The sequence below is a fragment of the Aeromonas sp. FDAARGOS 1403 genome, from assembly GCF_019047325.1.
Lineage (GTDB): Bacteria > Pseudomonadota > Gammaproteobacteria > Enterobacterales > Aeromonadaceae > Aeromonas > Aeromonas dhakensis.
On record NZ_CP077249.1, the window covers coordinates 2,976,076 to 2,997,909 of the forward strand.

The following is a 21,834-nucleotide window of genomic DNA, read 5'->3' on the forward strand; positions in this document are numbered from 1 at the left end:
CACGGGCCGCCCCGTCTATCGGGCGTGCGGCAGGTGCCGCAGGAACGCATTAATGGATTGCGATGGGAAAGGGAGCTAACTGGATATAAAGAGGCTCATCATGGGACACAGTCTGTTCATCTGCCGTTAAGGGTATAATGACACACCCGTCGTGGGTTTATGCTCAGGTATAAATAATCAAAAAGGGGTGGCTAATGAAATTATTAATTGGGCACTGATTGAAATACCCCGTCCAGACCTTGGCAAGTGATTGTTTTAGCTGGCTATCCATTTTTGCCAGCGTTTTGCATCAAGCTGGCTAAGAAATAAACGATAAAATGCTGACCAATAAAGAGGGGCTTTGGCAGTAAAAGAGAAGGGGGTAAGGCTGCAATAGAGTCTTTATTTATCAAGAGACAGCAAGTAGGGTGCAATGAACGAAGTGAATTGCACCGCTAATTAAAAAATGCAAGAGGTGCAATGCGCTACGCTTATTGCACCCTACGATAATAATTTAAAATAGGATAATAAAGTTTCAAGTTTTAGTAGTGTTCGTATCAACTACTCAATTAATTTCCTTTCTTCAATTTTAGCCATTGACTCTCTTTCAAATTTAAGAGCTTCGGTGCGATCACCTAGATACCTTGGTAGGTTACCTAAAGCCATAAACCCACCTAGGCGTTGTTCATGGTGGCCGATTATTAGTCCCCCATAACAATTATGGGCATGACAACCACTAATTAAAGTGGAGTTATTTGTAATTAAGATGTTTTGGGGTCTAACCAATATTTCTACACCATTTTTTAAAAATCTTCCACGATTAACAATTACTTTGTTTGGAGGTTTGAAGTCTATTTCAATCAGTATCTTTCGGTGCGCCTCACGAATCGATAATTTTGTACCTATTAGCTGTATGTCCCAAGGTGTTATTGAGTAATAAAGTTGATTGCTTTTTATATGAAGAACTGGTGCGTTAAATTCATCGAAAATAACTAAGTTTAAAAGTAAGTGACCATCCGCCATAATAAGGCCAATCAAGGGCGTACCGTCAACACTAATGGGTACCATTGCTGTTCCATACCCTTGGTCATCACATGTAAAGCTGTTTCCACCTATTTCAACTTCAGCTGTTTTGCCGGAAAAATGCAAGCTATAGGGTTTAGATACTCCCTTACGAAGATTAAATGGATTTTTATTTGCCTCTCGTACGACTTCTTTTGGGAGTAGACCACCTGTTTTTTCTCTGTGGTGTTGATCACACAATAAAGTTATCTCTTCAGCTACATGGCGTTTAACGTTAGCCCATTCCTCCATGTGCTCATATTCATACAGTGGCATTCCACAGATAACACAACCGAAGCCACAACGTTGTCTAACTTCTCGTTGAATTGGAAGAGGTATATTTCGACTATTTAAATCTTGTTCTTTAGTCATGTAGATTCCTATCATATGCTAGCAATTATTTAAATGGCGAGTACCTGCGTTGTAACTTGATAATCTAAAAATGGTTTTCGTAGCCATCCCTCAATTTCCCCAAGTTTCAGTCATCAGTCTATTTTTGAACCCGTGAGATTGTGTTGCGCATCTGCATGGAAACGCCCCCAACGAAGCAGGTTACCAACTGAAACACATGTTATCCAATCGGGTAGGGGGTAAAAGGTTGAACGGCGCAAAATCTGGTCGAGATCAATAAATAAGTCATTGATTGGCTGTTATTTGTTCGCTTGCGCTGAAAGGGCAGGGTGATATGCCTTTGTCAGCCAGTGTCGACCTCGTCACTTTTGTCATGTCGAGCAGGGGGCTGGCCCCTTCGTCACTCTCGTCATCAGCGGCTAATACTGCCTTTATCATCCAGATTATCTCTTTATTTTCATAGGCTTGCGATTTTATGACGGGCCATCTACCGGTGTTGGTCTGATAAATGCTTTGTGGGGGCAGACCGCGTTGTCGCCTGCTAGGTGGGTGAGGGCGGTCGGGTGTAACGAACCATTTAGGATCCCTCTCTATGAACAGCTTCGTGATTGCAGATCCCAGTCTCTGTATTGGGTGTCGTACCTGTGAGGTGGCCTGCGCCGTTTCACACCAGTCAGGGTCCTGCAGCGGGACCCTTGAGCGGGAGGGCGGCCTGCATCTTGCCATCGAGGATGGACATCTGGTCTCCAAGGACAGCCATTTTCAGCCGCGCCTGAAGGTGATCGTGGGCAGCAAGGTGACCACGCCGGTGCTCTGCCGCCAGTGTGAAGACAAGCCGTGCGCCATGGCCTGCCCCAACAACGCCATCGTCAGCGAGGATGGCTGTGTCAAGGTGCTGCAGGCGCGCTGCATCGGCTGCAAGTCCTGCGTGGTGGCCTGTCCTTACGGCGCCATGGCGGTGGTGGTGAAAGAGGTGGCCCCCACGGCCGATTCGCTCTTCAAGCGCCCGCAGACCAAGGCGCAGGCGCTCAAGTGCGATCTCTGCCAGCACCGCGAGGCGGGCCCGGCCTGTGTCGAGGTGTGCCCGACCCAGGCGCTGCGGCTGGTCACGCCGGCCCACCTTGACACCCTGAACCGGCAGAAGCAGTTGGCCAGTGCCGAGGCCCTGCTGGCGATGCCGGCCCGGGTGTGAGCGGGCTTGCCGAGCCGTTTTTCGTTAACAAACAAGAGTGTGAGTCATGAAAAAAGTCATTACCGTGTGCCCCTATTGCGGCACCGGTTGCAAAATCAACCTGCTGGTTGAAAACGACAAGGTGGTGGGGGCCGAAGGCGCCAACGGCCGGACCAACGAGGGGCAGCTCTGCCTCAAGGGCTATTACGGTTGGGATTTCTTGAACGACACCAACCTGCTGACCCCCCGCCTCAAGAGCCCGATGATCCGCCGCGAGCGCGGTGGCAAGCTCGAAGCCGTCTCCTGGGACGAAGCCATCGAGTTCGCCAGCAGCCGTCTGGCTGCCATCAAGGCGAAATATGGCCCGGACGCCATCATGACCACCGGCTCTGCCCGTGGCCCCGGCAATGAAGCCAACTATGTGATGCAGAAATTTGCCCGCGCTGTGCTTGGGACGAACAACGTCGACCACTGCGCGAGGGTGTGACACGCACCCTCAGTCTCCGGTCTGGAGACAACTGTAGGCAACGGCGCCATGAGCAACGCCATTCCCGAAATTCAAGAGACCAAGTGCCTGCTGGTGTTTGGTTACAACGCTGCTGACTCTCACCCCATCGTCGCCCGCCATATCCTCAAGGCGAAGGCCAACGGGGCCAAGGTGATTGTGTGTGATCCCCGCATGGTGGAGACCGCCCGCATCGCCGATCAGTGGCTGCCGCTCAAAAACGGTTCCAACATGGCGCTGGTCAACGCCTTCGCCAACGTCTTGATCAATGAAGGGCTCTACAACAAAGAGTTCGTCGCCAACTACACCGAAGGGTTCGACACCTTCAAGGCCACAGTGGCCAAGTACACCCCGGCATACGTGGAGGGGATCACCGGCCTCAAAGCCGCCGATATCCGCGCCGCCATTCGCACCTATGCCGCATCGCCTGCTTCCATGATCCTGTGGGGCATGGGGGTGACCCAGTACGGTCAGGCGGTGGACGTGGTCAAGGGGCTGGCGGGGATTGCGCTGCTGACCGGCAACTTCGGTCGCCGTGGCACCGGCTGCGGGCCGGTACGCGGGCAGAACAACGTGCAGGGCACCTGCGACATGGGGATGCTGCCGCACCAGTTCCCGGGCTATCAGTCGGTGAGCGACCCTGCCATCAGCGCCAAGTTTGCCAAGGCGTGGGGGGTGCCGTCTCTTTCCCAGAAACCCGGCTACCGGTTGACGGAGCTTGGCCACAAGGTGGAGGAGGGCAAGTGCAAGGCCTTCTACATCTTCGGGGAAGATCCGGCCCAGACCGAGGCTGACTTGGGTCAGTTCCGCCGTACCCTGGCGGGGATGGAGCTGGTGATCGTGCAGGATATCTTCATGACCCAGACCGCCGAGATGGCCGACGTCATTTTGCCCGCCACCAGTTGGGGCGAGCACGAGGGGGTCTACAGCTCGGCGGATCGCGGCTTCCAGCGCTTCTACAAGGCGGTGACGCCGCCGGACAACGTGAAGCCGGACTGGGCCATCTTCTCGCTGATGGCGACCGCCATGGGGTATCCCATGGAGTATCGCGACACCGAGCAGATCTGGGACGAGCTGCGCGGACTCTGCCCGCTCTACGCCGGGGTCAGCTACGACAAGATGGCCGATCTCAAGAGCGTGCAGTGGCCCTGTCCGACCGAGGATCACCCGGGCACCAGCACCCTGTTCGAGGGGAATGTGTTCACCACCCCGAGCGGCAAGGGCCAGCTGATTGCCTCCGAGTGGCGGCCGCCGCTGGAGCAGCCCTGTGCCGAGTACCCGCTGGTGCTCTCCACCGTGCGCGAGGTGGGGCACTACTCCTGCCGCTCCATGACCGGCAACTGCTCGGCGCTGCAGACCCTGGCCGATGAACCGGGCTATGTGCAGATCCACCCGAGCGATGCCAGGAAGCTCGGGGTGAAGGATCAGGCGCTGGTCTGGATCTCGTCGCGCCGCGGCAAGGTGATCACCCGGGCCAACTACAACGAGCGGGTCAACGCCGGGGTGGTCTACATGACCTACCAGTGGTGGATCGGGGCCTGCAACGAGCTCACCATCGAGCACGTGGACCCCGTCTCCTACACGCCGGAGTACAAGTACTGCGCAGTGAAAATTGAGCGTATCGAGGATCAGCCGGGGGCGGAAGTGTACGTCCAGACTGAATACAGCGCGCTCAAGGCGAAATTGCGCAGCGCCGCCAAAGGGTAATCGTCGTTAATAAAGTGGATCCAGGCTCTGTATACAGGGCCCGGATCCGCTCATCCTTTTTTCAGCTGGCAGGTGTCCATCATGAAAAATGAATTAAATCTTTCGTTCGGGATCTTTTATGTCTCCGCTTATTTGCTGGTGATGTTGTTAGGGATTGGGTGTTTTCTATGGCACGACGAATTGATATTTTTGCTGGGGTTTGCCTTCTTCGGCTGTTTTATCGCCGCGCGCATCGCCATGAGCGCCGTGCTGGCAGCATTGAGCGTGCAGGCGGCCTGGCTCATCGCCTTTCTCTCCACCACCCTGGTCAACTGCCTGCTGGCGGGCGTGCTGGGGCTCGGGGTCTACCTCACCCATCGGGTAGTGTCGGTGGAAATAGCTGACAATATCAGTGGGTTATTGCTGGGGCTTCAGCTCTTTTCGGCCGCCTTCATCTTCGGCGGATTGAAGCTGCACAACTACCGGCTGCTCTCCTCATGAGCCTGCGACAGCGGCAACAGGGGCAGAGGATGGGCCAGTTGGCGGCGATATGCGGCGAATGACGGCGATAGTGACGCCATATTTGAGCGTGGCGGGAAATATCCGCTGACGGAGCTGTAATATGTGCCAGGGCCGGCTTGGTTGTAATGGGGATGGGGCTAACTTATTATGCCAGCCATCCTGCGATAATCTGCGCGATGCTATTTCGGTGCATGTTAGTTTTTATAATTAAGCGTTAAGTTTTTAAAAATTAATTATAACATCTGACTGCGATGGCTGATGCATTGTTTACCGTTGTTGCCGTGCTGCAATTGGCCGGCAAGGGTACCCATCTAGATGTAATGCGAGGCCTGAATGCTGAATGTGAGTGCCATTCCGTTGACCGACATCTCACCCATCTGGGATGACGGCTTTCTCTCCCTCTCCAAGAATCTGCTCTCTGCCGTCACCCTGGACGACTTCATCAAGAAGCTGAACCGGATCCAGCCCTGCTTTCGCCAGGTGGATCGGGTCAACCTCATCCTCAACCTGGGGACAGGGGAGGAAGCGGTCTTCTACTACCTGGGGGAGCAGGGGCCGGCTCACCTCATCTGTCGCAAGGCCGATCTCCATTTTTCCCGTGAGCAGGCCATCGTGCTGCCGGCGAGCCGCTTTCGCCACCGCTGCGAACAGCTGGCGAGCACGCCTGTCTATGACGGCTTGCACTCCTATTGTCAGTTGCCCATCACCACTGCCCGCAGCCACCTGGGCGGGGTGGAGTTCATCAGCCGCGAAGCCAATGCCTTCCCGATGGAGACCCTGGCCAAGCTGACCCAGCTGGCGGCCATCGTCGCCATTGCGCTGGAGAACGTGCTGGACAAGGAGCGCACCCTGGAGCAGGCCAACTCCCTGCGCCTTGAGCGCGACAGCTGCAAGATCCTGGTGGACGTGACCAACGCGGTGATCAAACTGGTGCGCATCGCCGAGCTGCCCCAGAGCCTGTTCACCATACTGCACCACCACTTTGGCATCAGCAGTCTGTGCCTGGCCGAGTACAACGCCACCTCCGACAGCTTCAAGAGCTATCTGGTCAATCAGCAGCAGCGTGAACAGCCCGGCATCATCAACCATTCGTGTTTTGAGAAGAACTGCCTGCAGGGGGCGCTCGGTCACAGCGAGCCCTTCTTCCTCTATCGCGAGCAGGGCCACGGCTGCCAGTCGAGCTGCCGTTTCACCTCCCAGATCCTGCCCCCCGACGCCGACAGCTCCTGCATCCTGCCGCTGCGCTATCGGGGCAACCTGCTGGGGGTGCTGATCCTCTCTCACCCCGAGACGGATTTTTTCGCCGACCTCGATATCTCGCTGCTCGAACAAGTGGCGGCGCGCACGGCGATTGCCATGAACAACGTGCAGGCGCAGCAGGAGATCTCCAACACCACCGGTGCCAGGGAGAAGACCCTTCGGGTCGACGGGCCCGCGCCGCAGGGGGACTTTGCCAACATCATCTACCAGAGCGCCGTGATGGAGAAGGTGCTGGAGAAGGTGAAGCTGGTGGCCCAGAGCGACTGCACCGTGCTCATTCTGGGGGAGACCGGCACCGGCAAGGAGCTGATCGCCCAGGCCATTCACGCCCTGAGTGCCCGCCACGATCACGAGATGGTCAAGGTGAACTGCGCCGCCATTCCCACCGGCCTTATCGAGAGCGATCTGTTTGGCCACGAGAAGGGGGCCTTCACCGGGGCGCTGACCCAGCGTATCGGCCGCTTCGAGCGGGCCCACAAGGGTACTCTGTTCCTCGACGAGGTGGGGGACATGCCGCTCGATCTGCAGCCCAAATTGTTGCGGGTCTTGCAGGAGCACGAGCTGGAGCGGGTGGGCAACAGCAACCCCATTGCTATCGACGTGCGGCTGGTGGCGGCCACCAACTGCGATCTGCTCTCCATGGTCAAGAACAAGCGCTTTAGAAGCGACCTCTATTACCGGCTCAACGTCTTTCCCATCGAGCTGCCGCCCCTGCGCGAGCGGCGCGAGGATATTCCGCTTTTGGTCAACTTCTTCATCAAGAAGATCGCCAAGCGGATGCGCCGCACCATCACCTCCATTCCGGCCGACGCCATGAAGATGCTGGTGTCGCTCCCCTGGTACGGCAACATCCGTGAGCTCGAAAACATCATCGAGCGGGCGGTGGTGATGACCCGCGGCCACGTGCTCAACCTCTCGCCGGAGGAGCTGCTGCCCCTCAAGGGCTTTCACAAGATAGAGACCCTGGTCTATGACGAACCGGCCCGGGAGCTGTTTCGTGAGCCGTTGCCTGCCTTGCCGCAAGGTGAAGAGGCGCAGGGGGAGGATGAGCGGGTCAGCATCATCCGGGCGCTGAAGGCGTGCAACGGTATCGTTGCCGGCGAGCGGGGCGCGGCCCAGCGCCTGGGCATGAAGCGCACCACCTTGCTGTCGAAAATGAAACGGCTCGGGATCTCGGCCAAAGATCCCCGCACCCTCAACTAAGGGGCCACCAGATGTTGCTTGAACTCGACCCCGACACCCCGCAGGCGCTCAGCGCCCATCGCGAGGTGGTCCATTACCATCAGCGCGGCGTCACCACCGACAGCGCCATGCAGCTGCCCTGCGAAACCCCGGTGGCGCTGGTCTACAACGGCATCGCCCACAGCGTGATGATGTGCTCGGCCGCCGATCTGGAGGATTTCGCCATCGGCTTCTCGCTCTCCGAGGGGATCATCGACAGCCTGCTCGATATCCACGACATCGAGCAGCAGAGCGCCTGTCGCGGCATCGAGCTGCACATCACCCTGGCCAATCGCTGCGTTCATCGCCTGAAAGAGAAGCGGCGCACCCTGGCCGGGCGCACCGGCTGCGGCATCTGCGGCAGCGAGAGCCTGGAGCAGGTGGTGCGCGCCCAGCCAAGGCTGCCCGACAGCCAGCGCTTTGCGGTGGGCCATATCGACAAGGTGCTGAACGCGCTGCGCCCGCTCCAGCGGCTGGGGCAGAGCACGGGGGCGACCCATGCCGCCGTGCACGTGGACGGCGAGGGCAACATCCTCGCCATTCGCGAGGACGTGGGGCGCCATATCGCGCTGGACAAACTGGTGGGGCACCTGCAGCGCAGCCAACGGCGCGATGGCGCCATCCTGGTGACCAGCCGCGCCAGCTTCGAGATGGTGCAAAAGTGCGCCAGCGCCGGGGTGGAGATCCTGCTCGCCATCTCGGCCGCCACCGAGCTCGCGGTGGCGCGGGCCGAGCAGACCGGGCTCACCCTGGTGGGCTTTTGCCGCCCGGGGCGGGCGGAGATCTACAGCGGTCGCCAGCGCATCCTGCTGGCGGCCGCGGCATCATCCCCCGCTTCGGCAGAGGGCTGAGGGCACAAGGCCATTGGCGCTCGGGGTTGGCTCGGGTATAGTCCTGCGCCAACAAGATAGGTTCGGTCGCGCTCCTTGCCCGTCAGGGCGCCGCGGCCGACACAGCGTCAAAGGATACCAAGCCCATGAAATTCAGCCCGCTGCTGGATGAGATGATGAAAGCCCTGCAGGTGCTGCCGGGGGTCGGCCCCAAGTCGGCCCAGCGCATGGCATTTACCCTGCTCGAGCGTGAGCGCAGCGGCGGCCTGCGGTTGGCCCAGCTGCTCTCTCGCGCCCTGACCGAGATTGGCCACTGCAGCCACTGCCGTACCTTCACCGAGAACGAGCGCTGCGAGATCTGCGCCAATCCCAAGCGCGAAGAGAACGGCCTGCTGTGTGTGGTGGAGAGCCCGGCAGACGTGGCCGCCATCGAGCAGACCGGCCAGTTCTCCGGCCGTTACTTCGTGCTGATGGGCCACCTCTCGCCGCTGGACGGCATTGGCCCGGAGGAGCTGGGGCTGGAGATCCTGGAGCGACGCTTGAAAGACGAGGCGATCAGCGAGCTTATTCTGGCCACCAACCCCACCATCGAGGGGGATGCCACCGCCTGGTACATCGCCGACATGGCCCGCGCCGCCGGCGTCAAGGTGAGCCGGATTGCCCACGGGGTGCCGGTGGGCGGCGAGCTGGAGCTGGTGGACGGCACCACGCTCTCCCACTCCCTGATGGGGCGTCAGCCTCTCAATTGAGTCAGCGCCAGCCCCTCAACTGAGTCAGCCTCTGTTCTTCAACAGGTCCTGCGTCGCGACTCAGCAGCAATACCAGAACCCGCCTCGGTGGGTTTTTTGTTTGCGCAGGATGGGGCCCCAGCCTCGATTGGCGCAAAAATCGCCACTCGCACAGCTCGTTGCATTTGTCCCCTTGAAATGGCGATCGCCGGCCCCATCTTGGATCGGGAATATGTTCAACCCGAATCGCCTGAGGATAGTGTCGATGACCCAAAGCGTTCATGCCGAAACCCACGGGTTTCAGACTGAAGTCAAACAACTGCTGAGCCTGATGGCCCACAGCCTCTATTCCAACAAAGAAGTATTCCTGCGCGAGCTTATTTCCAACGCCTCCGATGCGGCGGACAAGCTGCGCTTCAAGGCGCTTTCCGATGCCTCTTTGTTCGAAAACGACGGCCAGTTGCGCGTTCGCCTGGTGGTTGATAAAGAAAAACGGACCCTGACCATCTCCGATAACGGGATCGGTATGACCCGGGATCAGGTGATCGAGCACCTGGGCACCATCGCGAAATCCGGTACCGCCGAGTTCTTCAAGAACCTCTCCGGTGATCAGGGCCGCGACTCCCAGCTGATCGGTCAGTTCGGGGTGGGCTTCTACTCCGCCTTCATCGTTGCCGACAAGGTGACAGTGGTCTCCCGCGCCGCCGGTACCGAACCGGGCCAGGGCGTGCAGTGGGAGTCGGAAGGGGAAGGCTCCTTCACCGTGGCCGACGTGACCAAAGAGGGTCGCGGTACCGACGTCATCCTGCACCTGCGTGCCGAAGAGGACGAGTTCCTCGACGACTGGCGCCTGCGCTCCGTGGTCAGCAAATATTCCGACCACATCAGCGTGCCGGTGGAGATGTTCAAAGAGGGTACCCCGGATCGGGAAGAAGACGGTGAAACCATCGTCGGCACCCCGGGCGAGTGGGAGCAGGTCAACCGCGCCACTGCGCTGTGGACCCGCAACCCGAAGGACATCAAGGACGAGGAGTATCAGGAGTTCTACAAGCACGTCGCCCACGACTTCGAAGATCCGCTCTTGTGGGGTCACAACCGGGTGGAAGGGGCGCAGGAGTACACCAGCCTGCTCTACGTGCCGGCCCGCGCACCGTTTGACCTCTACAACCGCGAGCAGAAGCACGGCCTGAAGCTCTACGTGCAGCGCGTCTTCATCATGGATGACGCCGAGCAGTTCATGCCGACCTACCTGCGCTTCGTCAAAGGGGTGCTGGACTCCAACGATCTGCCGCTCAACGTCAGCCGCGAGATCCTGCAAGACAACAAGGTGACCGTCTCCCTGCGCAAGGCCTGCTCCAAGCGCGTGCTGACCATGCTGGCCAAGCTGGCCAAGGATGACGCCGAGAAGTACGCCAAGTTCTGGAGCGAGTTCGGCAATGTGCTGAAAGAAGGCCCGGCCGAGGATTACGCCAACCGCGAAGAGATCGCCAAGCTGTTGCGCTTTGCCAGCACCGCCGGCGAGGGCGAAGCCCAGACCGTGTCGCTGGAGGATTACGTTGGCCGCATGAAGGAAGGCCAGCAGAAGATTTACTACATCACCGCCGACTCCTACGCTGCCGCCAAAAACAGCCCGCACCTCGAGATCTTCCGCAAGAAGGGCGTCGAAGTGCTGCTGATGTGGGAGCGGGTCGACGAGTGGCTGATGAGCCACCTGACCGAGTTCGACGGCAAGCAGCTGGTCTCCGTCACCCGTGGCGAGCTGGATCTCGGCGATCTGGAAGACGAAGCCTCCAAACAGGCACAGGAAGAGGCCGAGAAGGCCAACGCCGGTCTGGTGGAGCGAGTCAAGCAGAGCCTGGGCGAGGCGGTGAAAGAGGTGCGCGTCACCCACCGTCTGACCGACTCGCCGTCCTGCATCGTCACCGATGCCCACGGCATGAGCACCCAGATGATCAAGCTGATGCGCGCCGCCGGTCAGCCGGTGCCGGAGCAGAAGTACATTCTGGAACTGAACCCCGACCACGCCCTGGTGAAGAAGCTCGATACCATCCAGGACGAGGCGCTGTTCGGCGAGTGGGTCACCCTGCTGCACGAACAGGCCCAGCTGGCCGAGCAGGGCGGGCTCAATGATCCGGCGAGCTTCGTCTCCCGTATCAACCGTCTGTTACTCCAGGCATGATGTTTGGGCCCACTGCGTGCAGTGGGCTCTTTCTTTTCTGGCGCCTGCCCCGTTTGGGGCGGGCGCCAGTTGCGTGCAGTGCTGCTGCATTTTCACTCATTTTTCGTAAACGGATCTGCGCCAATGGTCGTATTGCCGTGACGGGAAAATGGTGAAAAATAAGTCACTCACACGGGCCAAGCTTGTGGAAATGAGCGAAACCGTGTAGTTTTTTGCCTTCTCAAGAATTGAATAACCAATCAATAGGAGCGTGTATGCGCATTGTTCTGTTGGGGGCTCCGGGTGCCGGCAAGGGTACTCAGGCTCAGTTCATCATGGAAAAACACGGTATTCCGCAGATCTCCACCGGCGACATGCTGCGTGCCGCGATCAAGGCGGGCACCGAGCTGGGCCTCAAGGCCAAAGCCGTGATGGACGCAGGTCAGCTCGTCTCTGACGACATCATCATCGGCCTGGTCAAAGAGCGTATTGCCCAACCGGATTGCGCCAACGGCTTCCTGCTGGACGGTTTCCCGCGCACCATTCCCCAGGCGCAAGCCATGAAGGACGCCGGTGTTGCCGTGGATTTCGTACTGGAATTCGACGTGCCGGACGAAGAGATCGTCAAGCGCATGAGCGGTCGTCGCGTTCACTCCGGCTCCGGCCGTACCTACCACGTGGTGTTCAACCCGCCGAAAGTGGAAGGCAAGGACGACGTGACCGGTGAAGATCTGGTGATCCGTGCCGACGACGAAGAGACCACAGTGCGCAAGCGTCTGGATGTGTACCATCAGCAGACCGCACCGCTCATCGGCTTCTACGGCAAGGAAGCGGAAGCGGGCAACACCCGTTACGTCAAGATTGATGGCACCCAGCCGGTGGAACTGGTCAGCAAGCAGCTGGCGACCATCCTGGGCTAAGCCCGCCATTGCCATCGTCCCCCAGGGGCCAGCGGCAATGTGCCATTGAGACAAGGGCCCGACAGGGCCCTTTCTTGCATATAAGACATAACAACAGAAAGACAGGAAGCAAACGTGACCACGAAAACCGGGATCTTGCTGGTCAATCTGGGTACCCCAGCCGCGCCCACCACGGCCGCCGTCAAGGCGTTTCTCAGCCAGTTTCTGCACGATCAGCGGGTTGTCGACCTGCCGCGCTACCTCTGGTGCCCGCTGCTCCACTTCATCATCCTGCCGACCCGCTCCCCCAAGGTGGCCAAGCTCTATCAGCAGGTGTGGACCGAGCAGGGCTCGCCGCTGATGGTGATAAGCAAGCAGCAGCGCGCGGCGCTGGAGCAGGAGCTCAGGCGCGAAGGGGTCGAGGTGCCGGTGGAGCTGGCCATGACCTACGGCTCCCCCTCGCTGGAGGAGGGCTGGCAGGCGCTCAAGGCCAAGGGGGTCAACCGGGTGATCCTGTTGCCGCTCTATCCCCAGTATTCGGTCAGCACCACCGCCTCGGTGTTCGATGGCTGGAGCCGGGCGATGAAAAAAGAGCGCAACCTGCCGGTGGTGCGGCTCATTCGTGATTACCATGCTCACCCCGAATATATCCAGGCGCTGGCCATGAGCGTGCGCCGCCACTGGGAGCAGCACGGCCAGGGCGAGCACCTGCTGATGTCGTTCCACGGCATTCCCGAGCGCTATGAGCGGGAAGGGGATCCCTATGGTCAGCAGTGCCGGCGCACCGCAGCCCTGCTGGCCGAGGCGCTCGGGCTGGAGGCCAGCCAGTGGACCGCCAGCTTCCAGTCCCGTTTTGGCAAAGAGGAGTGGCTCAAGCCCTACACCGACGTGACCATCGGCGGCCTGCCGGCAACCGGGATCAAGCGGCTCGATGTGATCTGCCCCGCCTTTGCCGCCGACTGCCTCGAGACCCTGGAGGAGATCCAGGTGCAGAACCGGGAGATCTTCATGGCCGCCGGGGGCGAGCAGTTTGAATACATTCCGGCCCTCAACAGCGATCAGGCCCACATCCGCATGATGGTGTCGCTGATCTGCCGCGAGCTGGCCTGACGGGGCATTGCCCGCACCACTTATCGGTGCGGGACCCTGATCGTTGATTGTCCAAGGAGAAGGAGTTTCACCATGATGCATATCACCCTGATTTACGCCGGCCTCTTGGGGCTGCTGTTTCTGCTGCTCTCCTTCTGGGTGGTCAAGCGCCGCGCCCAGTTCAAGGTGATGATTGGGGAAGGGGAGGCGCCGGAGATGCGCGCCGCCATCCGGGCCCACGGCAACTTCGCCGAGTACGTGCCGCTCACCCTGCTGCTGATGGCGCTGTGCGAGCTGGCGGGAGTCGGTGCCTTCTGGCTGCACCTTGGCGGCGTGCTGTTGCTGGTGGGGCGCATCCTGCACGCCATCGGCATCCAGATCCCCAAGGCGCCGAATATGCCGCGCCTCTTCGGCACCCTCTTCTTCTGGCTCTCGCTCGGGCTCTTCTCGGTGCTGGCACTGGCCAGCGGGCTCGCCGTCAGCTGAGTCTTGTCCGCCCCCAAAACCACCTCCTCGCTAGGTGGTTTTTTTGATGGGTTTTGGTAAACGTTTTCCTCTGCAACCCTTGTCTATACTGACTTCATATTTTAATCAGGCGACTTTTCGGCGCGGCGGATTGTGTTAAAATCCCGCCCCTCTTTCCCCCAGAGCACAAGAACATTGCCATGAAATTTCCCGGTCAGCGCAAGTCCAAACACTACTTTCCAGTGGATCGTCGTGATCCCCTCATCTCCCAGAGTGCGGAGCTCTCGGAGCGGGGCAAGGCCTATGTGGTCGGGATTGACCAGACGCTGGTCGACATCGAAGCGCACGTTGACCTGGCGTTTCTCGAGCGTTACGGCCTGAGCCGCGGCCACTCCATGCTCATCTCCGACGAGGTGGCGGAGCAGATCTACGACGAGCTCAAGAGCAACAACATGGTGGTGAGCGAATTTGCCGGTGGCACCATCGGCAACACCATGCACAACTACTCGGTACTGGCGGACTCCCACTCCATCCTGCTCGGCGTCATGAGCCAGGACATCCGCATCGGCAGCTACGCCTACCGCTATCTGTGCAACACCTCGTCGCGGGTCAACCTCGACTACCTGCAACCGGTAGACGGCCCGGTCGGCCGCTGCTTCACCTTCATCACCGAAGGAGGCGAACGCAGCTTTGGCATCAACGCCGGCAAGATGGACCATCTGGATGTAGCCCACATCCCCGAGGAGATCATCAAGGAGTCCTCCGCCCTGGTCATCACCGCCTACCTGGTGCGCGGTGAAGATGGCACTCCGATGAAGGAAGCTGCAATGGCCGCGGTGCGCTATGCCCGCGAGGCCGGCGTGCCAGTGGTGCTGACCCTGGGCACCCGCTTCGTCATCGAGTCCGACCCCCAGTGGTGGCGCGATTTCATCAGCGAGAACGTCACCGTGCTGGCCATGAACGAGGAAGAGGGCGAGGCCCTGACCGGCTTCTCCGATCCCCTGGCCGCCGCCGACAAGGCGCTGGACTGGGCCGACATGGTGCTTTGCACCGCAGGTCCGGTGGGGCTCTACATGGCTGCCTACACCGAAGATGACTTCAAGCGTGAAACCACCCTGCCGCTGCTGCCCGGCGTCATCCCCGAGTTCAACATGTACGAGTTCAGCCGCCCGATGACCCGCAGCGGCTGCCGCGTGCCCAAGCGCATCTACTCCCACATCTCCCCCTACATGGGCGGGCCGGAGAAGATCAAGAACACCAACGGGGCAGGGGACGGGGCGCTCTCCGCCGTGCTGCACGACATGGTGGCCAACGCCTATCACCGCAGTGCCGTGCCCAACTCCGCCAAGCACGTGGCCGAGTTCCTCACCTACTCCTCCCTCTCCCAGGTGTGCAAGTACGCCAACCGGGTGAGCTACGAGGTGCTGGCCCAGAGCAGCCCGCGCCTGTCGCGCGGTCTGCCGGAGAAGGAAGACAGCCTGGAAGAGGTGTACTGGGAGCGTTGATCCCGTCCTCTGCGCTGAAAACGCCTCCTTCGGGAGGCGTTTTGTCAGGTAAAACCCGCCATCGGGCAGTTTTTTGTGTGATAACCCCCAAGATGCTTGAGTCCATGTCGCTTTTGCGACACCATTTGGCCACCGCATTGCCACTCGGCACTGCCGTGGCCGCAGCACCCGATTAAAGAGAGAGCCCCATGAGTAAGTTAACTGACAATCTTGACGCCAATTTCCAACTGTTCATCGAAGAAGTCCGCGAGTCGGGTCAGGTGTGGGGTCTGCGCTACGGTGAAGACTGGGTGGTCTGCCGCTCTGCCGAGTTCGAAGATGCGGACGTGATGCCGCTCTGGTCCGCCGAAGAGGACGCCCGTCTGCACTGCGTGGACGAGTGGGCCGACTACGAGCCGGAAGTGATCGAGCTGGAAGAGTTCCTCGACATCTGGATCAACGATCTGGACGAAGACGACGTGCTGGTCGGCCCGAACTGGAACGCCGATCTGGAAGGGCAGGAGCTCGAACCCATCGAGCTGGCCAAGGCGCTGGTAGAACTGGACGCCTGAACCAGGCTGCATTGAACCGGGCCTTGGCCCGCGTGACGAGAACCGATATCCGCGAGGATGTCGGTTTTTTTATGGCCGGCTTGCAGAATACTGAATGAAAAGGCGATTTGCCTTTGCACCCGCCAAAGGGATGGTCCATCATCAACCTTTTGCCGAGCGGGAGGAGCCATGTTTGTATTCGACGTCACCGGCGCTGCGGGGGAGCGGGCCGAGATCCGGGTCCAGGCGCTGGACTGGGGACAGAGCGGCCCCGTCACCTTTCACTGTGATGACGATCGACTGGCGGTACTGCTGCTGACCGACTGCCGCTGCGATGCGGTGGGCTTCTTCAATCTGCTGGCGGGTTGCAAGCCGCTCTATCTGGAGCAGTGGCTCAGCTATCTGCAGGAGACCGGCCGCATCGCCAAGCAGAGCTGCCAGCTGGAGAGCCCGGCCCAGGAGGATTACCTCGCCAAGGCCGGTCTTGAACACGAGGAGCTCAATGCCCTGCTGGGGCAGGTCTATCAGGTGGCGGGCTTCAACCGGCTGCAGATCAACCGTTACCTCAAGAATCGCCACAATCCCACCGCCCTGGCGACCCGCTACGATCAGAAGGCGCTGGAGCGCTATCGCCAGCTCAACGACATCATTCTGACTCTGTTGAAGTTGAAGCATCCTCAGTAAAGAGCCCGAGCTGGCTGATGTCCGGCCGAAGCGGCTGGGGCCTGGCGATGAGATAGCCCTGCAACCCGTCCACATACATGCCTTGCAGCAACTGCTTCTGGCCCAGTTGCTCGACCCCTTCCGCAATCACCTGGCACCCCATCCGGTGTGACACGTCGACGATCATCCGCACGAACTGCTGATTGGTGAGATCCTGCTCCAGCCCGGTGATGAGGGCGGGATCCAGCTTGATGTAGTCGGGCTTGAGCTCGCGAAACAGATTGAACGAGCCGATCCCCTTGCCGAAGTTGCAGATGGCGGAGCGGCTGCCGTTGCGTCTGAGCAGCTCGAACACCCGCTTGGCCCCGGTCAGGTTGCGCTCCAGGTGCTCCTCATCCAGCTCAAACACCAGGTTGGCGCTGGTGTTGGGATCGTTGAGCAGCTGTCGGTCCAGCCAGATCAGAAAGGCGCTGTTTTGCAGCAGATTGCTGGAGAGGTTGATGCCCCAGCGACTCTGATTCGAGCCAAAGGCCCGGTACTGGCGCATGACGTGGATCACCAGCATCTGTTCCAGCCGCATCACCATGTCCAGCCGCTGGGCCATGGCAAACAGGGTGTCGGTGGGCAGCACGGTACCGTCGGCACCGCTGAAACGGGTGTAGATCTCGTTGTAGGCCAGCATGCTGCGGTGCATGGGCTGGATCGGCTGATAGGTAAAGTCGATCCGCTCCTGCTCCAGCAGCTCGGTCAGCACCAGCTTCCAGTGATGCTGCCCCTGCAGCTCCACCACGTTGTCATCCTGCTGGATGGCCCAGCCATTGACCGTCTCGGTCTGGGCACGGGCCAGCGCCAGATCCGCCCGGGCCAGAATGGCCTCTATCTTCTGGCCGCTGCTGAGCCGGGTCAGCCCGGAGTAGGCGGCGCTCTCCAGCTCGTGCTGCTGTTGATAGTGGTCGAAGGCGATCTTCAGATCCCGCCCGAGCAGGGGGGGCGGTATGTTGGCCTCCGGCCGTACCAGCACCGCGAAGTCGGCCCCCGAGATGCGGTAGACCTGATGGCCGGGAAAGCGGCTCACCACCTTGTTGATGAGATTGGCAATATCTTTGATGTAGGCATCCCCCGACTGAAAGCCGCGCTGTGCGTTGAGCTTGCCAAGCTCGGTGGCGCGGACCAGCACCAGGGTGGCGGTCTGGGTATCCTGATCCCGCTGCAACAGCTCGGTCATGTCGCGCCGAAAGGCGTGGCGGTTTTGCAGCTGGGTCAGCTCGTCCTGGGTCGCCTGATTGTGCAGTTCATTTATCTGGCGGTGGGCATCGAGCTCGGCTTCGTTGAAGTGGGCGAGCAGCTGCTGCAGGGCCGCCTGGGCTGTCGGGGTCTCCAGGCAGGTGGGGTCGCGCAGTTGCAGCGCCCGGCACCACACCTGCTCCTGTCTCTCCCGATCTGCCTGTTGCAGCCCCATCACCAGCCGGATCAGCAGGCCAAAGCCGAGCAGGCTGGTGGCGAGGATGAGCAGCAGGGTGAGCGGCGTGCTCGCGAAGGCGAGCCAGAGCCCCTGCAGCATCAGCAGGGGAGCACAGATGAGAGCCATCACCATCAGCTGGTTGCTCCCGAGCTTGTTCAACATGGTGTCATCCTTGATGATGTCGTTGATGCTGAAATTCTAACCAAGCTCGCATCGCAAAGCATGCGATCCCGCTCAACTCCTGGAAAAGGGCCAATTGAAATCAGTTAAATGTGAGTGAAACCACTTTCATGACGCCGGAAACAGGCGAAGATGAATCGAGAATGGATCAAAACAAGGCAGAGGTAATTATGTTGTTAGAACCCGTAAATACTGCCAAAGCACGGCAACTATTGAACCAGAGTATGGCCTTGGTGCTCGCGGGGGGACGGGGCAGTCGCCTGAAGCAGTTGACCGACAACCGCGCCAAGCCTGCCGTCCATTTTGGCGGCAAGTTCCGCATCATCGATTTCGTGCTCTCCAACTGCATCAACTCAGGCATTCGCCGGGTGGGGGTGGTGACCCAGTACAAGTCCCACAGCCTGCTGCGTCACCTGCAATCGGGCTGGTCTTTCCTGCGCTACCAGATGAACGAGTTCATCGACCTGCTGCCTGCCCAGCAGCGGGTGGACGAGGTGCACTGGTATCGCGGCACCGCCGATGCCATCTACCAGAACGTCGACATCATCCGTGACTACGGCCCCAAATACATAGTGGTGCTGGCGGGGGATCACATCTACAAGATGGACTATGCCGCCATGCTGCTCGATCACGTGCGCCTCGGCGCCAAGGTGACGGTGGCCTGCATCGAGGTGCCGCGCGCGGAGGCCTCCGCCTTCGGGGTGATGGACATCGACGAGCAGCGCAAGATCCGCGCCTTCGTTGAGAAGCCGGCCAATCCGCCCGCCATGCCGGGTAACGAGCACGTCTCCCTGGCCTCCATGGGCATCTACATCTTCGAGGCGGAGTACCTCTATCAGCTGCTGGAGGAGGACATCCACAACCAGGAGTCCAAGCATGACTTCGGCATGGACGTGATCCCGCGCATCGTGGGGGAGGGCAAAGCGTTTGCCCACCCGTTCACCATGTCCTGCGTGGGGGCCAAGGAGGGGCTGAAACCCTACTGGCGGGACGTGGGTACCCTGGATTCATTCTGGGAGGCCAACATGGATCTCGCCTCCGTGGTGCCCGAGCTGGACATCTATGACGAAAACTGGCCCATCTGGACCAGCCAGACCATGACGCCGCCAGCCAAGTTCGTGCAGGACCGCAACGGCCAGCACGGCATGACCATCAACTCCATGTTTGCGGGGGGGTCGATTGTCAGCGGCTCCTTCGTGCTCAACTCCGTGCTGTTCACCCATGTGCGGGTGCACTCCTTCTGCACCCTAGATCAGGCGGTGATCTTCCCCGGGGTCGAGATAGGCTCCGGCTGCCGCTTGCGGCGAGTGGTGGTGGACAAGGGCTGCAAGCTGCCCGATGGCCTGGTGGTGGGGGAGAACGCGGACGAGGATAGCCGCCGCTTCTATCGCTCCGAGCAGGGTATCGTGCTGGTGACCAAGGAGATGCTGGCCAAGCTGGGGTGATGTCGCTGCCAACGCCAGACGCCACAACTAAAAAGGGAGCCGATAAGGCTCCCTTTCTCTATTCAACCAGTGGCTGATCATTGCTCGGTGATCAGCGCCTTGGCGGCCATCACCATGGCGGTGCCGTGCTTGCCACCGGCGGCGGTGACTTGCGGGACGCCATCTTCGTCGGTGTCACCACCGGCCCCTTCGATGACGTTCTCGCCGGAGTCGCCGATCCACTCGGCCATCTGCATGCCACCGTTGACGGTGCCGCGGAACCAGCTTACGTAGCGCTGGGTCAGCTGGGCCAGCTCGAGCGCCGGGGCCTTCTCGCTGCCTTCGTTGCGCAGGTTCAGCATGGCGGAGCGCAGGGCGCCGGAGATGGCGGCCTGGGTCCAGGGGGTATATTCACCCTGTTTGCCTGCGAGCCAGGTACCGGCCTTCTGGTTGAAGTAGGCCTTGTCGGCGGCGATGAACAGCTCGCGCGCCGCGGTGCGGTACTTGGCATCCGAGGTGGCCAGGAAGGCGGCGGTCAGGCCGCGGATGGCGGCAAATTGTGCGTCGATGGACTGGCCGGCATCGAGCTTGCCACCCAGGGTGATCCCATCGTGCACCAGCCCATTTTTGCCCTTGAGATTGGCCAGGATGAAGTCGGCCTGCTGGCGAATGAGCACCAGCGCCTGCTGGCCCTGGGCGGTTTTCAGGTTCAGCTCGCCATTGTCACCGGCGGCGTAGCCCACCGGCAGCGCATCCTGGGCGCGCTGGAAGATCTGCAGGGCGACCAGGCTGTAGGCGGCGTCAAAGGTGGTGACGTGCTTGGCCTGTTTGCCGGCCTGCCAGCTGTCGACCAGGGTGCCGGCCTTGGGCTCGAAGTGGAGGGCATTGAGGTTCTTGAACACCATGCCGGAGAGGTTCAGCGCCAGGGAGAAGGCATCGTCACCCGCTACCAGCTTGGCGGCATCGCTGCCCTTGTTGGCAGCCGGTGCGGCGGCGAACGGGGCACCGTCGAACACGGCGTGGAAGGCCGGGTTCTGGTTGGTGTTGGCGCTGCGCTGATCGCTGAAGGCGTAGAACTCGGAGAGCGGCCACAGCATCATCCAGGTGTCGCGCAGCTGAGCGGAGCCATCAACCACCTCGAGCTTGCCGATGGCGCCGACCTCGTTCTTGGCCGTCTCGGTCACTTTCACCTGATGGGGGAAGTAGACGATGCCCTTGGCCGGATCGTACTGCGGAGTGATCTTGGCGCCCAGCTGCTTGCCGTCAAAGCCGAGCTGACCCTGCAGGATGGCCAGCTTGTCGATGGACTGCTCGGTCAGCATCATGCCGTTGAAGCCGTCGGCGGCGGAGACGCCCAGCTTATGCTTGCCGTCCTGATCCATGGTGGCGGACGCGGCTTCCACCTCTTCATCTGTCTCGGCCACGTGCATGCCGCCGAGGAAATCCTGGGACCACATCACTTCCTTGAGCAGGATGCCGCCCACGGCTGCCGGTACCAGCAGGTTGTCACTGCCGCTCCAGCGCAGGGTGGCGTAGTCGCGGAAGTAGGCCGGCACCTGGGTCTTGACGCTCTTCTCGTTGCCCTTGGCGGTCTTGATGGTGATCTGGTCGCCGTTGACCGGGGTGGCGTTGACGGCTTGCGCGAACTCCGGGTTGGCAGAGGCGTAGGGCAGGGAGAGGGGATACATGCCTTGCGGCACTTCATCGGCCGGGAAGCCGACCGCATCGGCCATGGCCAGTACCCGCTGGCCGAGGGTGGCCATGGTGCCGCCACGAGCCAGGTTTTGCGGCCCGTTCACCAGGTGCGGGCCCATGCCGGATTGATAGTTGAGGGCGTACATCGCCTCTTCGGAGTATTCGTAGGATTCGATGCCGGCGGCGAAGTCGAACGGGGTCGGCTCGTCGGCGCGGTTGGCGTCCAGCACATCCAGATCCAGACCGAGGGCTTCGGCCAGCGGCTCGCCGGAGAGCTCGAATTCGGTGTAGGCCAGCATGTTGGCGGCGGTGTTGAATGTCTTGTCTTCTACCTTGACGGCGGCGTGTGCGGCGCCGCTCAGGAGGGCGCAGGCGATCGCCTGGACCAGTACGGTTTTTCTCATGTCCCTTCTCACCATATGTTTGATTTTATTATGACGCTTCTCATG

17 protein-coding genes are annotated in these 21,834 nt (G+C 60.3%); 14 read left to right on the plus strand and 3 right to left on the minus strand.

Going from position 1 to position 21,834, the window contains the following annotated elements; translation table 11 throughout:
- Positions 1-540 precede the first annotated feature (540 nt).
- Entirely contained in the window at positions 541-1,413 is an 873-nt protein-coding gene (locus I6L33_RS14100) for a hypothetical protein (protein ID WP_216972734.1), read from the minus strand.
- A gap of 571 nt (positions 1,414-1,984) precedes the next feature.
- Here I6L33_RS14100 and I6L33_RS14105 point away from each other — a divergent pair.
- From I6L33_RS14105 to I6L33_RS14165, 13 genes are all read left to right on the plus strand, one after another.
- On the plus strand, positions 1,985-2,584 hold the full coding sequence (locus I6L33_RS14105; RefSeq protein WP_017781341.1) for a 4Fe-4S dicluster domain-containing protein: 600 nt from the start codon (positions 1,985-1,987) through the stop codon (positions 2,582-2,584).
- Between the two features lie 46 nt (positions 2,585-2,630).
- Entirely contained in the window at positions 2,631-4,775 is a 2,145-nt protein-coding gene (fdhF, locus tag I6L33_RS14110) for a formate dehydrogenase subunit alpha (RefSeq protein WP_216972735.1), read from the plus strand.
- Between the two features lie 81 nt (positions 4,776-4,856).
- Positions 4,857-5,255: a hypothetical protein gene (locus tag I6L33_RS14115; RefSeq protein ID WP_005301849.1), complete on the plus strand. Its 399-nt coding sequence runs from the start codon at positions 4,857-4,859 to the stop codon at positions 5,253-5,255.
- Positions 5,256-5,609: 354 nt separating this feature from the next.
- A complete protein-coding gene (locus I6L33_RS14120) occupies positions 5,610-7,739 on the plus strand; it encodes a sigma 54-interacting transcriptional regulator (protein WP_054544749.1) in 2,130 nt (709 codons plus the stop codon).
- An 11-nt stretch (positions 7,740-7,750) separates the two neighbouring features.
- Positions 7,751-8,608 carry a formate dehydrogenase accessory sulfurtransferase FdhD gene (gene fdhD, locus I6L33_RS14125; protein ID WP_043170832.1) on the plus strand — a complete coding sequence of 286 codons (858 nt, stop codon included), beginning with the start codon at positions 7,751-7,753 and terminating at the stop codon, positions 8,606-8,608.
- A gap of 125 nt (positions 8,609-8,733) precedes the next feature.
- Positions 8,734-9,336 (plus strand): recombination mediator RecR, encoded by a 603-nt coding sequence (recR, locus tag I6L33_RS14130; RefSeq protein WP_010633741.1) that lies wholly within the window; start codon positions 8,734-8,736, stop codon positions 9,334-9,336.
- Positions 9,337-9,580: 244 nt separating this feature from the next.
- The gene (gene htpG / locus I6L33_RS14135; RefSeq protein WP_010633742.1) at positions 9,581-11,494 is read left to right on the plus strand and encodes a molecular chaperone HtpG; all 1,914 of its coding nucleotides are present in this window, start codon (positions 9,581-9,583) and stop codon (positions 11,492-11,494) included.
- Positions 11,495-11,748: 254 nt separating this feature from the next.
- Entirely contained in the window at positions 11,749-12,393 is a 645-nt protein-coding gene (adk, locus tag I6L33_RS14140; RefSeq protein WP_005301834.1) for an adenylate kinase, read from the plus strand.
- 114 nt (positions 12,394-12,507) lie between these two features.
- Entirely contained in the window at positions 12,508-13,482 is a 975-nt protein-coding gene (gene hemH / locus I6L33_RS14145) for a ferrochelatase (protein WP_216972736.1), read from the plus strand.
- 72 nt (positions 13,483-13,554) lie between these two features.
- Positions 13,555-13,947 carry an MAPEG family protein gene (locus tag I6L33_RS14150; RefSeq protein WP_216972737.1) on the plus strand — a complete coding sequence of 131 codons (393 nt, stop codon included), beginning with the start codon at positions 13,555-13,557 and terminating at the stop codon, positions 13,945-13,947.
- Positions 13,948-14,126: 179 nt separating this feature from the next.
- Positions 14,127-15,431 carry an inosine/guanosine kinase gene (locus I6L33_RS14155; protein ID WP_010633745.1) on the plus strand — a complete coding sequence of 435 codons (1,305 nt, stop codon included), beginning with the start codon at positions 14,127-14,129 and terminating at the stop codon, positions 15,429-15,431.
- A 188-nt stretch (positions 15,432-15,619) separates the two neighbouring features.
- Positions 15,620-15,982, plus strand: a complete 363-nt coding sequence (locus I6L33_RS14160) for a DUF2750 domain-containing protein (RefSeq protein ID WP_005301823.1) — start codon at positions 15,620-15,622, stop codon at positions 15,980-15,982.
- 168 nt (positions 15,983-16,150) lie between these two features.
- Positions 16,151-16,645 carry a hypothetical protein gene (locus I6L33_RS14165; protein ID WP_216972738.1) on the plus strand — a complete coding sequence of 165 codons (495 nt, stop codon included), beginning with the start codon at positions 16,151-16,153 and terminating at the stop codon, positions 16,643-16,645.
- Here I6L33_RS14165 and I6L33_RS14170 read toward each other — a convergent pair.
- A complete protein-coding gene (locus I6L33_RS14170; RefSeq protein WP_215269178.1) occupies positions 16,608-18,248 on the minus strand; it encodes an EAL domain-containing protein in 1,641 nt (546 codons plus the stop codon). The two genes, I6L33_RS14165 and I6L33_RS14170, sit on opposite strands and share 38 nt — an antisense overlap.
- Positions 18,249-18,436: 188 nt before the next feature.
- Here I6L33_RS14170 and glgC point away from each other — a divergent pair, with 188 nt between their 5' ends.
- Complete coding sequence (gene glgC / locus I6L33_RS14175) at positions 18,437-19,711, plus strand: glucose-1-phosphate adenylyltransferase (RefSeq protein WP_005301813.1); 1,275 nt, start codon at positions 18,437-18,439, stop codon at positions 19,709-19,711.
- Positions 19,712-19,788: 77 nt separating this feature from the next.
- Here glgC and I6L33_RS14180 read toward each other — a convergent pair whose 3' ends face one another.
- On the minus strand, positions 19,789-21,789 hold the full coding sequence (locus I6L33_RS14180; RefSeq protein WP_216972739.1) for a hypothetical protein: 2,001 nt from the start codon (positions 21,787-21,789) through the stop codon (positions 19,789-19,791).
- Between the last annotated feature and the right edge of the window lie 45 nt (positions 21,790-21,834).

What these genes read in the sequence shown, in the direction of transcription:
- I6L33_RS14105 (WP_017781341.1), top strand. Translation starts at nt 1,985, where the DNA reads ATGAACAGCTTCGTGATTGCAGATCCCAGTCTCTGTATTGGGTGTCGT.
- glgC (WP_005301813.1), top strand. Translation starts at nt 18,437, where the DNA reads ATGTTGTTAGAACCCGTAAATACTGCCAAAGCACGGCAACTATTGAAC.
- I6L33_RS14155 (WP_010633745.1), top strand. Translation starts at nt 14,127, where the DNA reads ATGAAATTTCCCGGTCAGCGCAAGTCCAAACACTACTTTCCAGTGGAT.
- htpG (WP_010633742.1), top strand. Translation starts at nt 9,581, where the DNA reads ATGACCCAAAGCGTTCATGCCGAAACCCACGGGTTTCAGACTGAAGTC.
- I6L33_RS14170 (WP_215269178.1), bottom strand. Translation starts at nt 18,248, where the DNA reads ATGTTGAACAAGCTCGGGAGCAACCAGCTGATGGTGATGGCTCTCATC.
- I6L33_RS14150 (WP_216972737.1), top strand. Translation starts at nt 13,555, where the DNA reads ATGATGCATATCACCCTGATTTACGCCGGCCTCTTGGGGCTGCTGTTT.
- I6L33_RS14120 (WP_054544749.1), top strand. Translation starts at nt 5,610, where the DNA reads ATGCTGAATGTGAGTGCCATTCCGTTGACCGACATCTCACCCATCTGG.
- I6L33_RS14160 (WP_005301823.1), top strand. Translation starts at nt 15,620, where the DNA reads ATGAGTAAGTTAACTGACAATCTTGACGCCAATTTCCAACTGTTCATC.
- I6L33_RS14180 (WP_216972739.1), bottom strand. Translation starts at nt 21,789, where the DNA reads ATGAGAAAAACCGTACTGGTCCAGGCGATCGCCTGCGCCCTCCTGAGC.
- I6L33_RS14165 (WP_216972738.1), top strand. Translation starts at nt 16,151, where the DNA reads ATGTTTGTATTCGACGTCACCGGCGCTGCGGGGGAGCGGGCCGAGATC.
- I6L33_RS14115 (WP_005301849.1), top strand. Translation starts at nt 4,857, where the DNA reads ATGAAAAATGAATTAAATCTTTCGTTCGGGATCTTTTATGTCTCCGCT.
- I6L33_RS14100 (WP_216972734.1), bottom strand. Translation starts at nt 1,413, where the DNA reads ATGACTAAAGAACAAGATTTAAATAGTCGAAATATACCTCTTCCAATT.
- adk (WP_005301834.1), top strand. Translation starts at nt 11,749, where the DNA reads ATGCGCATTGTTCTGTTGGGGGCTCCGGGTGCCGGCAAGGGTACTCAG.
- fdhD (WP_043170832.1), top strand. Translation starts at nt 7,751, where the DNA reads ATGTTGCTTGAACTCGACCCCGACACCCCGCAGGCGCTCAGCGCCCAT.
- recR (WP_010633741.1), top strand. Translation starts at nt 8,734, where the DNA reads ATGAAATTCAGCCCGCTGCTGGATGAGATGATGAAAGCCCTGCAGGTG.